A 12747-nucleotide genomic window follows, 5' to 3' on the forward strand; every position below is an offset into this window, starting at 1 on the left:
ATGCCCGCCAACTGGACCAAACGTATCATCGGCGCCGCGCTTCTGGCCGCGATTGCAGGAGGGCTGGCCTGGTTCGCCTGGCCGCGGCCGGTCCTGGTCGATCTCGCGACCGTGGCGAAGGGACCGATCGAGGTCACGGCTGACGACGATGGCAAGACACGCGTGCGCCACGTCTACACCGTCTCGGCGCCGATCGCAGGAAAGATCCTCAGGATCTCGCATCCGCTCGGCGAGCGCGGACCTTCGCTCCATGTCGGCGACGAGGTGATCGCCAATCAGACCGTCGTCGCGTTGATGCAGCCGGCGCTGCCGGGCTTCATCGATGTGCGCTCGCGCGACCAGCTCCAGGCCGAGGTCCTGGCTGCGGATGCATCCATTCTGCAGCAGGAAGCCGAGGTGAAGCGGATCGAAGCCGCGCTGGATTTTGCCAGGACCGAATTCCAGCGGGCGCAGACCTTGTTGCGCACCCAGTCCGTTTCCGCCCAGGCCCACGACAAGGCGAAATTCGAGGTCGCCACCAGCGAGGCCGCCCTGGCGAGCGCCAAGGCCCAGGTCGAGATGCGTCGCGCGGTCCGCACGAGTCTTGCGGCGCGGTTGATGGATCCGGCCAACGCCGCGCCATCGGCGGAGCCGATGTGCTGCATCCGTGTGCTGGCGCCTGCGAGCGGACGGGTGCTGAAGATCATCCAGGACAGCGAGACCACGGTCCTGCCGGGAACGCCGCTGGTTGATATCGGCAACCCGCTCGATCTCGAGGTCGTCGCCGACCTGCTCTCGACCGACGCCGTCCAGATCAAGGTCGGTGCGCCGGTGCGGATCGACGGCTGGGGCGGACCGTCCATCAGGGGAAAGGTGGTCCGTGTGGATCCCGCCGGTTTCCTCAAGGTCTCCGCACTCGGCATCGAGGAGCAGCGCGTCCGGGTCACCATCGATTTCGCCGACCCGCCCGAGACATGGGCCTCGCTCGGACACGATTATCGCGTCATCGTCCACGTGACGATCTGGAGCGCTCCGGACGCTCTGACCGTGCCGGTGAGTGCCCTGTTCCGGAGAGGCGATCAGTGGGCCGTCTTCGTCAACGACAACGGCCGCGCCAGGACGGCACTCGTCCAGATCGGCCACCGCAGCAGCCGGGTGGCCGAAGTTGTCGCGGGACTCGCCGCGGGCGACCGCGTCGTGCTGCACCCGAGCGACCGGATCGCCGACGGGGTCAGGATCGCGCAAAGAGGAGCCGAGTAGAGGCGCGTGATGGCGCGCCGACCCAATTGCTGGCGTCAGGCCGCGGCGCGGCCCAAACCGAGCGATGACCGGCGCCGCGTCGGAAAACTCAGCGCCACCGCGACGGCGGCGAGCCCGATCGCGAACGAGCCGGCGTGCAGCCATGTGTAGCGCTGGAAATTGTCGAACACGAGCCCGCCGGCCCAGGGACCGAGCGCCATGCCGAGGCTGGCGAAGGCCGACACGGCGCCGAACACGGTGCCCATGATGCGCGCGCCGAAGAATTCGCGCACCAGCACCGCATAGAGCGGCATCACCCCGCCATAGGCGAGGCCGAACACCACCGAGAGCGCGTAGAATTCGCCGAGTTGCGCCACCGCAAGATAGGTCGCGATGCACATCGCCTGCACGAACAACCCGCCGACCAGCACCGGCTTTGCACCGATGCGATCGGCCAGTGCGCCCAGCAGCAGGCGTCCGCCGAGGCCGGAGACGCCGGCGACGCTATAGACCGTCACCGCCGTGAGCGGCGCGATGCCGCACACCATTGCGTAGGACACCATGTGGAAGATCGGGCCGGAATGCGCCGCACAGCAGGCGAAATGCGCGGCCGCAAGCGCGACGAACTGCGGCGTGCGCAGCGCCTGCGCCGCTGTGAGGTCGATCCCCGGCGCCGCGTCCGCCGTCGCAGGACCGGCAGATGCCGGCGCCGGACGCACCAGGAAGCAGGCTGGGATCAGCAGCGCCCACGAAGCGATGCCGATCATCAGCATCGCGGTGCGCCAGTCATAGGTCGTGATCAGCCAGCTCGCGGTCGGCGCGATCGTCACCGGCGAGACGCCCATGCCGGCGGAGACCAGCGCCACCGCAAGGCTGCGGTTCTTCTCGATCCAGGCGCTCGCGAGCGCCATCATCGGCGCGTAGAAGCTGCCGGCGGCGATCCCGATCAGCACACCGAAGCAAAGCTGGAACTGCCACAGGCTTGTTGCCTGGCTCGCGGTGACGAGGCCGAGCCCCAGCAGAACGCTGCCTGCGAGAACCACGATGCGGGTGCCGAACCGATCCGACAGCGTGCCCCACAGGAACGCGGCAAATCCCATGCAGAGGAAATCCAGCGTCGCCGCCGCCGACACGCCTGCGCGCGACCAGCCCATCGCTTCCGAGATCGGCTGCAGGAACACCGCCAGCGACAGCATCGTGCCGAACCCGACGCAAGTCATCAGCGCGCCCGCGGCGACAACGACCCAGCCATAGTCGAAGCGTGACGGTTTGATCATGCGTTTCCTCGCGCTGTTGGTTTTGTTGGTGATGCGCGCGGGGGATGGTGGCCTATCGGGCCGCGAAGGGCAAGGCGCGCGGAGCGTTTGTACGTCGCCTCGCGAGAACAATTGCCGGTTTCTGATATTATCGCCAGCGACGCGATCCTTGGGGCCAGTAGATGACCGAAGCCATCATCCGCGCTGCCGTCGAACATGATCTGCCCGAGGTGTTGAGCCTCTACCGGCACCTGCATCCGCACGATCCTGCGTTGGAGAGGGCCGATGCCCAGCGGGTCTGGTCGCACTTGCTAGCATCCGGCTTCACGACGGTGATCGTGGCGCAGGCAGCGGAACTGCTGGTCGCTTCTGTCGCGAGGCGGCCGGCCGTACGGAGTGATCGAGAACGTCGTCACCCATGCCGACTACCGTCGCCACGGGCTTGGCCGACGGGTTCTTGCGCGTGCCCTGGAAATCGGCTGGCAGGCCGATTGCTACAAGGTTCTATTGGCGACGGGCTCGAAACGAGAAAGCACGCTCCGCTTCTACGAGGGAGCAGGCTTTGAGCGGGGAGGCAAGACTTACTTCGAAGTCCGCTGCCCGTAGCGTCTGATCGTCCGCTTGGGCGATGGGTTTCCGCAAGAGCTCATCTCTCCTCCGAGCTATTCCAGCCGCAATTTTTTCTGAATATTGACGGCTGGACCATGTCGGCACGGACGGGTCCTGCCCGTCCTTGGTTGGAGACATCCCGGAAGGGCCGCTGAAGGCCCCGTCGGGAAGCTATGTCATCCCCTCGACTCTCTGAAATCGAACTGGAGCAATGCCCATGAGGATCACTGTCGAAACCACCGTCGCAGCCCCCATCGATCGGGTCTGGCACGCCTATACGACGCCCGCCGACATCGTGAAGTGGAATGCGGCGTCCGACGACTGGCATACGACCAGGGCGACGGTCGACCTGCGGGAAGGCGGCGCTTTCTCGTCCCGGATGGAAGCCAAGGACGGCAGCATGGGCTTCGACTTCGCCGGCACCTACACGAAAATCGTCGAACACAAGCGGATCGAATACGCGTTCGGCGATCGGAAGGCCGAGGTCGAGTTCGTACCCGGCCCGAACGGCGTTGTCGTCCGCGTCGTCTTCGACGCCGAAACCACGCACTCGGTCGAGCAGCAGCAGGGCGGCTGGCAGGCGATCCTCGACAATTTTGCGCGATACGTCGAGGCGAAGAAGGTGTGATCGTTCAGGAAGCGGACTGTTGACGGAATGCCTGCATCACGCACCCTGAGATGATGCCACCATACCCCTGTTTTGCCCGACGGGTCAAGCCGACTTCGTAAAATCGGAAAAACGCAATGCCGCCAACGGGGCGGCTACTGTGCATGGGGTTGTTTTCGCACTTTTTTGTTTGCGGCGCTGGAGAGCGCCCTGTTTGCCGGCCCCGGAGACCGGGCCGGCCCGTCCCGAGCGTCGCCTCAGCTATCCACCTTCAGCGCGGCGATGAACGCCTCCTGCGGGATGTCGACCTTGCCGAACTGCCGCATCTTCTTCTTGCCTTCCTTCTGCTTCTCCAGAAGTTTTCGCTTACGCGTGATGTCGCCGCCGTAGCATTTTGCGGTGACGTCCTTGCGCAGCGCGCGCACCGTCTCGCGGGCGATCACCTTGCCGCCGATCGCCGCCTGGATCGGAATCTGGAACATGTGCGGCGGGATCAGCTCCTTCATCTTCTCGACCATGGCGCGGCCGCGGCCTTCGGCGCGGGTGCGGTGGACCAGCATCGAGAGCGCATCGACCGGCTCGGCATTGACCAGGATCTGCATCTTGACGAGATCGGCCGGCTTGTAGTCGGTCAGGTGATAGTCGAACGAGGCGTAGCCCTTGGAGACCGACTTCAGGCGGTCGTAGAAGTCGAACACGACCTCGTTGAGCGGCAGGTCGTACTTCACCATGGCGCGGGAGCCGACATAGGTGAGCTCCTTCTGCGAGCCGCGGCGGTCCTGGCACAGCTTCAGCACGCTGCCGAGATATTCGTCGGGCGTCATGATCGTGGCCTCGATCCAGGGCTCCTGGATCTCGGCGATCTTCACCACGTCGGGCATGTCGACGGGATTGTGGATCTCGAGCTCGCTGCCGTCGGTCAGCTTCATCTTGTAGATGACGCTCGGCGCCGTCGCGATCAGGTTGAGGTCGAATTCGCGCGACAGCCGCTCCTGGATGATCTCGAGGTGCAACAGGCCGAGGAAGCCGCAGCGGAAGCCGAAGCCGAGCGCGGCGGAGGTCTCCATCTCGAAGGAGAAGCTGGCATCGTTCAGGCGCAGCTTGCCCATCGCCGCGCGCAGCGTTTCGAAGTCGTCGGCATCGACCGGGAACAGGCCGCAGAACACCACGGGGATCGCCGGCTTGAAGCCCGGCAGCATCTCCGTAACAGGTTTCCTGTCGTCGGTGATGGTGTCGCCGACGCGGGTGTCGGCCACTTCCTTGATCGCGGCGGTGATGAAGCCGATCTCGCCGGGGCCGAGCTCGTCGACCTGCTGCATCTTCGGCGTGAAGAAGCCGACCCGCTCGACATCGTAGGCCGCGCCCGTGCCCATCATGCGCACGCGCTGGCCCTTCTTCATGGTGCCGTCGACGATGCGCACCAGGACGACGACGCCGAGATAGACGTCGTACCAGCTGTCGACCAGCAGCGCCTTCAGCGTGGCGTCGCGATCGCCCTTCGGCGGCGGCAGGCGGGTGACGATGGCCTCCAGCACGTCGGGCACGCCGAGGCCGGTCTTGGCCGAGATCATCACCGCGTCGGAGGCGTCGATGCCGATGACGTCCTCGATCTGCTGCTTGACCTTCTCGGGCTCGGCGGCGGGCAGGTCGACCTTGTTCAGGACCGGAACGATCTCGTGATTGTTGTCGAGCGCCTGGTAGACATTGGCGAGCGTCTGCGCCTCGACGCCCTGGCTGGCGTCGACCACCAGGAGGGAACCTTCGCACGCCGCCAGCGACCGCGAGACTTCGTAGGCGAAGTCGACATGGCCGGGCGTGTCCATCAGGTTGAAGATGTAATCCTTGCCGTCCTTGGCGCGGTAGGCGAGGCGCACCGTCTGCGCCTTGATGGTGATGCCGCGCTCACGCTCGATGTCCATGGAATCGAGCACCTGCTCCTTGCCCGCCATCTCGCGGTCGGAGAGGCCGCCGGTCATCTGGATCAGGCGGTCGGCCAGCGTCGATTTGCCATGGTCGATATGGGCGACGATGGAGAAATTGCGGATGTTGGAAATAGGGACGGTCGTCATGGGCGCGGGATACCACTCACATCCCCGTGCGGCAACCATATTGCTGTATTTTCAGGGCCTTTCTTCACGCCAAGCTGATTCCACGGCAGGCCAAAACGCGCTACGCACGGCCCATGTCCAGGCCCATCTCGACCACCTCGATCCCATCCGTCAGAGCGCGGGCGAAGACCCGCTTGAGTTACAACCGCTTCCGGGCCTGGCTGGTTGCCTGCGCGATCCGGCCAGAGGCGCGCCTGTGGCTGGTGATCCAGCTCGCCATCCTGCATGCGGTGCTCTGGACCTTCATCCTGATCAATCTCAAGGCAGCGCAGGACGTTCACATGGACGTCGCGGAAGCCTATGGCTGGGGCCAGCAATTCCTCTGGGGTTACGGCAAGCATCCGCCGCTGTCGGGCTGGGTGGCCGGTCTCTGGTTCAAGGCGTTCCCGGCGGCGGACTGGGCGACCTATGCGCTCGCGATGGCGACGGTGAGCGTCGGCATGGTGATCTGCTGGCTCGTGAGCTTGCGTGTGGTTGATGCGCGCCGCGCGTTTCTCGTCGTCGTGATGATCGCGCTCTACCCGATCTTCAATTTCAAGGGCTTCAAGTACAACCCGGACCTGCTTCAGCTCGTCACGCTGCCGCTCCTGGTGCTCGCCTATCTCAACGCATTCGAGAAGCGGACCTGGCAATCCGGACTCCTGCTCGGCCTTGCCGGCGCGCTGGCGCTGATGACCAAATATTGGGTGCTGACCATGATCGGCGCCATCGGGCTTGCCGCGCTGATCCATCCCGACCGGTTGCGATTCCTGTCGTCGCCCGCGCCGTGGGTGGCGATCGTGACGATGGTCGCGGCGATGATCCCGCACATCGTCTGGCTGGCGGACGCGCATTTCGTGCCGCTGACCTATGCCGGCGACACCTACAGCCTCCAGGACAGCGGTCCGGTGCATCAGCTCGTCGCCGGCTATGTGCTGCACAATCTCGGGCTGCTCGCATTGCCGGTGGCGCTCGCGGCGCTGGCCATGGCGCTGGTGCCGCCCTGGGTCAAGCTGCTGCTGCGCGCGCCTTCGCGCATCGTCACGCGTGCCTGGGCACGCGGCGGCAATCCGGGCGTCAATGTTTCGCAGGCGCTGAACGTCTGGATCATCCAGGTCATCGTCGCCGTCGGCCCGCCGCTCGGCGCGCTGGTCTTCAGCATCTACATGAAGACCGATTGGGGCATCTCGCTGTTCTTCCTGGTCCCGCTCGCGCTGGTCGCGATTCCTGCATTGCGGGTGCAGAGCGCCGTGCTGTTCAACATCGCCGCAATCTGGCTCGTGCTCAGTGCCGCGACGCTTGCCGCTTCGCCCTGGATCGCCGCGCGCGAGATGGCGGCCAATGCCGGCAACACCGCGACCTATGGCGCGCGCTCGGAGCTGGCGCGCGAGCTGACCCAGGCCTGGCACGCGCGCTTCGCCTCGCGCTGGGCCGTTGTCGCCGGCACCATGGAGTCGATCCAGCCGCTGGTGTTCTACAGTCCGGATCATCCGGCCGCGCTGCTGCCGATCGAAGCCTGGGATTCCGGGCTGACCTCGCGTGACGACGCCAAGAAGTACGGCTTCATCGGCGTGTTCGACCCGACCGACGAACGCCTGCCCAAGTTCGAGAAATGGGTGTCCGAGACCGCGCCGAACGCCGAGCGCATCGTGATGACGACGCGCCGCTTCACCCACGGCAAAGCGGGCCCGTCGATGAGCTGGAACATCTACATCGCGCCGCCGGCGAAGTGAGGGTTGTGGTCGTTCCGGGGCACGCGAAGCGTGAACTACGGTGCGCGATTGCGCACCTGAGAACCTCGAGATTCCGGTTCGATGCTGCGCATCGAACCGGAATGACGATGGGCTAAATCCCTTCCTCGTTGAACTTGCTCTCGACGAGCTCGGTGATCGCTGCGAGCGCGGCTTCGGCATCCGTGCCGGCGGCGGATACCGTGATCGTCGTGCCGGGACCGGCGGCGAGCATCATCAGGCCCATGATCGAGGTGCCGCCGACGGTCTCGCCGCCGCGCGTCACCCACACCTGCGCATCGAAGCGCTCGACCGCCTGGACGAACTTCGCGGAGGCGCGGGCGTGCAGGCCGCGCTTGTTGATGATCAGAAGATCCTTGGCAATCGCGCCCGCGGGCACGCCTGTCCCCGCTTGTGGCGCCTCCTCGCTCATTTGCCGGCGAGCACGCGGCTGGCGATGGTGACGTATTTGCGGCCCGCTTCCTGAGCCATCGCGATCGCGTCGGGCAGCGAACGCTCCTCGCGCACCTTGGCGAGCTTCACCAGCATGGGAAGGTTGATCCCCGCGAGCACTTCGACCTTGGGCCGGCTCATGCAGGATATTGCAAGGTTGGATGGCGTGCCGCCGAACATGTCGGTGAGGATCGCAACGCCGTCGCCGGAATCGACGCGATTGACCGCCTCGATGATGTCGCTTCGGCAGAGATCGGAATCGTCTTCGGCACCGATCGTGATCGCTTCGATTTGCTTTTGTGGGCCCATGACATGTTCAAGCGCCGCCTTGAATTCGTCGGCAAGGCGCCCGTGGGTCACAAGTACTAGACCAATCATCGGAAAACTCCTCGCGGGCGCTTTTGGTGCACCGCACGAACGCGCCACTTTGACCATCCAGAGCCCCCGCGCAAGGGGGGATGTTGCGTATCTCCCTGAATCTAGACGGATGGATAAGGGGAGCTGCGCCGGTCTATTCGGTCGCGATACTGGGGTTGATATGGTTACAATTTCCCTTCAAACAATCGCCGGAAAGGTTAACGGAGGATGAACTCTTGGTAGTAGTCAAGACCGCAACAACCAGGGGGAGGGGCGAATAGCCGCGGCCGACCGCGACTCGCGGTAATTCGACACCAAAAATGCTTGTCTTCAGGGATTCCGCCGGTGGCAGGCGCTCCGCATCCGCCGCGTCCAGATCGACTACGAGACCGACAGTCGCATGCTCCACGAAGTCGCAGCGGCGGATCCCCAGGCCCCGGATCTCGATCAGGCCGGCCAGGACCGGCGCGGGCCGCACCTCAATTTCGTGGCCGACTGTCGCCAGATGGACACGGTCATCGCCGACCAGAACGGCCCTTTCCACCACGCCCGAGCGTCCCGCCATGATCAAATCAAAGGCAAGGCGCGACTTGCCGGAGCCCGAGGGCCCGCGGATCAGCACCGCCAGAGATCCGACCTTGACGGCGGAGGCGTGAACGCTGGACCCGTCGTCGCTCATAGCGCCGGCAGCCTCACCACGAAGCGCGCACCGGCAACCGTCGGAGCGCCGTCGGCATCCAGCGGGCCAGGACGGTTCTCCGCCCAGATGCGTCCGCCATGGGCGTCGACGATCTGCTTGGAGATCGACAGGCCAAGGCCGGAATTCTGGCCAAAGCCCTGATGCGGACGGTCGGTGTAGAAGCGCTCGAAGATGCGCTCCAGCGCGTCGTCGCGAATGCCGGGGCCGTCGTCGTCGACCACGATCTCGATCTCGCCGCGCACGCGGCGGCAGGTGAGGCGCACCTTGCTGCCGGCTTCCGAGAACGATTGCGCATTGGAGAGCAGGTTGGAGACCACTTGCCCGAGCCGTGAATCATGGCCGGTCACGGAGAAAGTGTCGTTCGGGCTGCGGCCCTCGAAGCGCGTCTCGACCGCGACGTCGTGGCCGAGCTTGGTTTCATTGGCGACGGACACCAGCGTCGTCAGCAGGCGGCGCAGATCGACCGGGATCGCATCCTGGCGCTGCAATTCGGCATCGAGGCGGCTGGCGTCGGAGATGTCGGAGATCAGCCGGTCGAGCCGCTTGACGTCGTGCTCGATCACTTCGAGCAGGCGCGCGCGGCTGTTCTCGTTGCGCGCCAGCGGCAGCGTCTCGACCGCCGAGCGCAGCGAGGTCAGCGGGTTCTTCAATTCATGGGCGACGTCGGCGGCGAACATCTCGATCGCCTCGATGCGGCTGTAGAGCGCGCTGGTCATGTCGCGCAGCGCGCCGGAGAGGTGGCCGATCTCGTCGCGGCGGCGCGTGAAGTCCGGAATCTCGATGCGGGCCTTGATGCGGCGGCGGACGCGCTCGGCGCTGTCGGCGAGCCGGCGCACGGGTCCGGCGATCGTGCTCGCGAGCAGCAGCGACAGCATGATCATGACGGCGGCGGCGACGCCGCCGACCTTCAGGATGGCGAGGCGCTCGGCGGTGACCATCTGGTCGATGTCGTCCCCTTGCGTCGACAGCATCAGCGCGCCGTGGATCGCGCGCGAGCGCAGCACCGGGACCGCGACCGACACGATCACCTCGCCGCGTGCATTGACCCGCACCATCGAGCGCTTCTGGCCCTGCAGAGCGTCGCCGACCTCCGCATAACCATTGCCGTTCTCGGGCCCAAGCTCGCGATAGAGCGGCAGGTCGCCCCGGTTCAGCCAGGTGCGAACCGCGACCATGCCGCGCTCGACGATCCCGGGCTTCTCGGCCGGAGGCGGCAGATCGAAGCGCAGCACGTTTTCGAGGTTGCGGCTGTCGAGCAGCAGGCTGCCGTTCGGATCGTAGATGCGGGCGCGCGTCTTGGTCGGCGAGATCAGGGTGCGCAGCACCGGCGCCACGCGCTCCGGATTGATCGGGAAGTCCAGCGGCGAATATTCGTCCGAGCCGCCATAGGTCTCGCCCGGCTTGAGGTCGAGCAGCCTGTCGGGATCGATGGTGATGGCGTTGGTCTGCACGGTCGCGGAGGCCGCAATCGCGCCGGCGATGATCTCGGCCTGCACCAAAAGGCTCTGCGCGCGCGCATCGATCAGGCCGGCGCGGAATTGCGACAGGTACAGGATGCTCGCCACCAGCGCGACGAGGCCGGCGAGGTTGAGCGAGACGATGCGGCGGGTCAGGCTCGAGAAGGACAGCGCGAAAAAGAACTGCCCGGCGCGTTTCAGCCAGTTCAGCGGCCGCCAGCCCTGCGGCTTGTCTTCGGCAAACTGCTCCGGAACGCCGTCGGATGCGATATCCCCGGCGCTCTGGTTTGGATCAGGCTGCGTTCGGTCCAGCAATGCTTACGCCCGCGTTAGGACAGCTTGCGAGAAGGTCCCCGCATCCTAGAGCATGATCCGGGAAAGTGTGTAGCGGTTTTCCGAAAGGATCATGCTCAAACGATAATCTGAAACGTGATGATCTCATCGCGCTCTGGAGCGATCCCGGTCCCGATGGAATCAGAACCGGCGATGCTCTCGTCTTTCGTGAAGCTGCCTGAGCCTCAGGCTTCCTTGAAGCGGTAGCCGACGCCGTAGAGCGTCTCGATCATCTCGAATTCATTGTCGACCACCTTGAACTTCTTGCGCAGCCGCTTGATGTGGCTGTCGATGGTGCGGTCGTCGACATAGACCTGGTCGTCATAGGCGGCGTCCATCAGCGCGTTGCGGCTCTTCACCACACCGGGCCGGGTCGCGAGCGCCTGCAGGATCAGGAATTCGGTGACGGTCAGCGTTACCGGCTCGTTCTTCCAGGTGCAGGTATGGCGTTCCGGATCCATGCGCAGCAGCCCGCGATCGAGCGCCTTGGCATCGTTCTCCTTCGGCGCGACGGTCGGGTCCTTCGGCGCCGAGCGGCGCAGCACCGCCTTGACGCGCTCGACCAGGAGGCGCTGCGAGAACGGTTTGCGGATGAAGTCGTCGGCGCCCATCTTGAGGCCGAACAGTTCGTCGATCTCTTCGTCCTTGGAGGTGAGGAAGATCACCGGCAGGTCGGATTTCTGCCTGAGGCGGCGCAACGTCTCCATGCCGTCCATGCGCGGCATCTTGATGTCGAGGATGGCAAGATCGGGCTGGGTGGTGCGGAAACCGTCGAGGGCCGAGGCGCCGTCGGTGTAAGTCATGATGCGGTAGCCTTCGGCTTCCAGCGCGATCGAGACGGATGTGAGAATGTTGCGGTCGTCGTCGACCAAAGCGATTGTGGGCATGAGCCTCTGCTTTCTGCTTTCCGTTTGGGTCGTGGCTTGAAACGGCGAGCAATCCAGTGATGCGCCGCATACATGGGTGCCGAAGTTGGCGTTCGAAACCTTGTCACCGAGCAATGCAAGCTGGGCTGAAGTGTGACCAAGTTCCACGAAACACGGCAGATTCGCCGCATCTCGACCCATAACCGGACTCTCGTTTACCCGAAAGAAGGCCCCTCATGCAACCACCTGACCCGAGAAAGCCGATGCAGCCGACTCCCGATTTCGACCCCGGAAAGCTCGCCAAATCGCTGCTGCGGCGGTCCCGGCAGGGGGCCCTGGCGACGCTGATGACCGGCAGCGGCGATCCCTATTGTTCCCTCGTCAACCTCGCCAGCCACCCGGATGGATCGCCTATCCTGCTGATCTCGCGCCTCGCCGTGCACACAAGGAACGTCCTCGCGGACAGCCGGGTCTCGCTGATGCTGGACGAGCGCGTGGCCGGCGATCCCCTGGAAGGCGCCCGGATTATGCTGTCCGGCCGGGCGGAGGAGGCCGATAGCGACAAGGATCTGGTGCGGCGACGGTATCTCATTGCCCATCCATCGGCGGAGGGCTTTGTTTCGTTTAAGGATTTCGCCTTCTTCTTGATCCGGCCCACGGGAACCCATCTGGTCGCGGGCTTCGGCCGCATCGTCGACCTCAGGCCCGATCAGTTTCTCACGGACCTCACCGGCGCCGAGGACCTGCTGGCGGCGGAGGAGGGCGCCGTCGAGCACATGAATGCCGACCATCGCGAGGCCATGAACCTCTATGCAACAATGCTCCTCGGCGCCACCGAGGGCGACTGGCGCTGCACCGGCTGCGATCCTGAGGGCCTCGACATGCAGGACGGCCAAACCACACTGCGGCTGGACTTCCCGGAGCGGGTGACGGACGGCACGGGTTTGCGCAAGATGCTGGTCCGCCTCGCTGCCGAAGCGCGCAAGAAGATGGACCAGGGCGCGACGACTTGAACGCGGCTACCCGTCGCTGCGACCCATGACCGTGAAGGTTTTCGGGCTCGCAGCGAGAGGG

The 12747-nt window shown here is 65.1% G+C and carries 12 protein-coding genes; 5 read left to right on the forward strand and 7 right to left on the reverse strand.

The features are described from left to right. The gene (locus ABIG06_RS14905; protein WP_124161243.1) at nt 1-1239 is read left to right on the forward strand and encodes an efflux RND transporter periplasmic adaptor subunit; all 1239 of its coding nucleotides are present in this window, start codon (nt 1-3) and stop codon (nt 1237-1239) included. 35 nt (nt 1240-1274) lie between these two features. Here the strand turns inward: ABIG06_RS14905 and ABIG06_RS14910 are convergent, their stop codons facing one another. Beyond that, nucleotides 1275-2495, reverse strand: a complete 1221-nt coding sequence (locus ABIG06_RS14910; protein ID WP_124161244.1) for an MFS transporter — start codon at nt 2493-2495, stop codon at nt 1275-1277. A gap of 375 nt (nt 2496-2870) precedes the next feature. Here ABIG06_RS14910 and ABIG06_RS14915 point away from each other — a divergent pair, with 375 nt between their 5' ends. Together ABIG06_RS14915 and ABIG06_RS14920 are read left to right on the forward strand one after the other, a co-directional pair. Then, a complete protein-coding gene (locus tag ABIG06_RS14915) occupies nt 2871-3080 on the forward strand; it encodes a GNAT family N-acetyltransferase (RefSeq protein ID WP_349629074.1) in 210 nt (69 codons plus the stop codon). Between the two features lie 220 nt (nt 3081-3300). Continuing rightward, the gene (locus ABIG06_RS14920) at nt 3301-3711 is read left to right on the forward strand and encodes an SRPBCC family protein (RefSeq protein ID WP_124161245.1); all 411 of its coding nucleotides are present in this window, start codon (nt 3301-3303) and stop codon (nt 3709-3711) included. 236 nt (nt 3712-3947) lie between these two features. On the opposite strand, the gene lepA is transcribed toward ABIG06_RS14920, so the two are convergent. Further along, nucleotides 3948-5759: a translation elongation factor 4 gene (gene lepA / locus ABIG06_RS14925; RefSeq protein WP_370137587.1), complete on the reverse strand. Its 1812-nt coding sequence runs from the start codon at nt 5757-5759 to the stop codon at nt 3948-3950. Between the two features lie 125 nt (nt 5760-5884). Between lepA and ABIG06_RS14930 the strand changes: the two genes are divergently transcribed. Then, nucleotides 5885-7510, forward strand: coding sequence for a glycosyltransferase family 39 protein (locus ABIG06_RS14930; protein WP_370140857.1), 1626 nt, complete (start codon nt 5885-5887; stop codon nt 7508-7510). Between the two features lie 112 nt (nt 7511-7622). On the opposite strand, the gene ABIG06_RS14935 is transcribed toward ABIG06_RS14930, so the two are convergent. The 5 genes from ABIG06_RS14935 to ABIG06_RS14955 form a co-directional block, all read right to left on the reverse strand. Further along, nucleotides 7623-7940, reverse strand: a complete 318-nt coding sequence (locus ABIG06_RS14935; protein ID WP_124161247.1) for an HPr family phosphocarrier protein — start codon at nt 7938-7940, stop codon at nt 7623-7625. Beyond that, nucleotides 7937-8338, reverse strand: a complete 402-nt coding sequence (locus ABIG06_RS14940) for a PTS sugar transporter subunit IIA (protein ID WP_024339151.1) — start codon at nt 8336-8338, stop codon at nt 7937-7939. Before ABIG06_RS14940 ends, ABIG06_RS14935 begins: the two co-directional genes overlap by 4 nt. Nucleotides 8339-8471: 133 nt before the next feature. Beyond that, nucleotides 8472-8996, reverse strand: coding sequence for an HPr kinase/phosphorylase (locus ABIG06_RS14945; protein WP_124161248.1), 525 nt, complete (start codon nt 8994-8996; stop codon nt 8472-8474). Next, complete coding sequence (locus ABIG06_RS14950) at nt 8993-10789, reverse strand: stimulus-sensing domain-containing protein (RefSeq protein ID WP_370137590.1); 1797 nt, start codon at nt 10787-10789, stop codon at nt 8993-8995. Before ABIG06_RS14950 ends, ABIG06_RS14945 begins: the two co-directional genes overlap by 4 nt. Nucleotides 10790-10992: 203 nt before the next feature. Beyond that, complete coding sequence (locus tag ABIG06_RS14955; RefSeq protein WP_008542552.1) at nt 10993-11694, reverse strand: response regulator transcription factor; 702 nt, start codon at nt 11692-11694, stop codon at nt 10993-10995. A 242-nt stretch (nt 11695-11936) separates the two neighbouring features. Here ABIG06_RS14955 and ABIG06_RS14960 point away from each other — a divergent pair, with 242 nt between their 5' ends. After that, entirely contained in the window at nt 11937-12686 is a 750-nt protein-coding gene (locus tag ABIG06_RS14960; RefSeq protein ID WP_370137591.1) for a HugZ family protein, read from the forward strand. The last annotated feature ends 61 nt before the right edge of the window (nt 12687-12747 follow it).

Source organism: Bradyrhizobium sp. USDA 326, assembly GCF_049739485.1.
GTDB lineage: Bacteria > Pseudomonadota > Alphaproteobacteria > Rhizobiales > Xanthobacteraceae > Bradyrhizobium.

Bases quoted from the DNA above. Each gene is read 5' to 3' on its own strand.
- ABIG06_RS14910 (WP_124161244.1), bottom strand. From the start codon at position 2,495: ATGATCAAACCGTCACGCTTCGACTATGGCTGGGTCGTTGTCGCCGCG.
- ABIG06_RS14945 (WP_124161248.1), bottom strand. From the start codon at position 8,996: ATGAGCGACGACGGGTCCAGCGTTCACGCCTCCGCCGTCAAGGTCGGA.
- ABIG06_RS14940 (WP_024339151.1), bottom strand. From the start codon at position 8,338: ATGATTGGTCTAGTACTTGTGACCCACGGGCGCCTTGCCGACGAATTC.
- ABIG06_RS14920 (WP_124161245.1), top strand. From the start codon at position 3,301: ATGAGGATCACTGTCGAAACCACCGTCGCAGCCCCCATCGATCGGGTC.
- ABIG06_RS14960 (WP_370137591.1), top strand. From the start codon at position 11,937: ATGCAGCCGACTCCCGATTTCGACCCCGGAAAGCTCGCCAAATCGCTG.
- ABIG06_RS14955 (WP_008542552.1), bottom strand. From the start codon at position 11,694: ATGCCCACAATCGCTTTGGTCGACGACGACCGCAACATTCTCACATCC.
- ABIG06_RS14935 (WP_124161247.1), bottom strand. From the start codon at position 7,940: ATGAGCGAGGAGGCGCCACAAGCGGGGACAGGCGTGCCCGCGGGCGCG.
- ABIG06_RS14905 (WP_124161243.1), top strand. From the start codon at position 1: ATGCCCGCCAACTGGACCAAACGTATCATCGGCGCCGCGCTTCTGGCC.
- lepA (WP_370137587.1), bottom strand. From the start codon at position 5,759: ATGACGACCGTCCCTATTTCCAACATCCGCAATTTCTCCATCGTCGCC.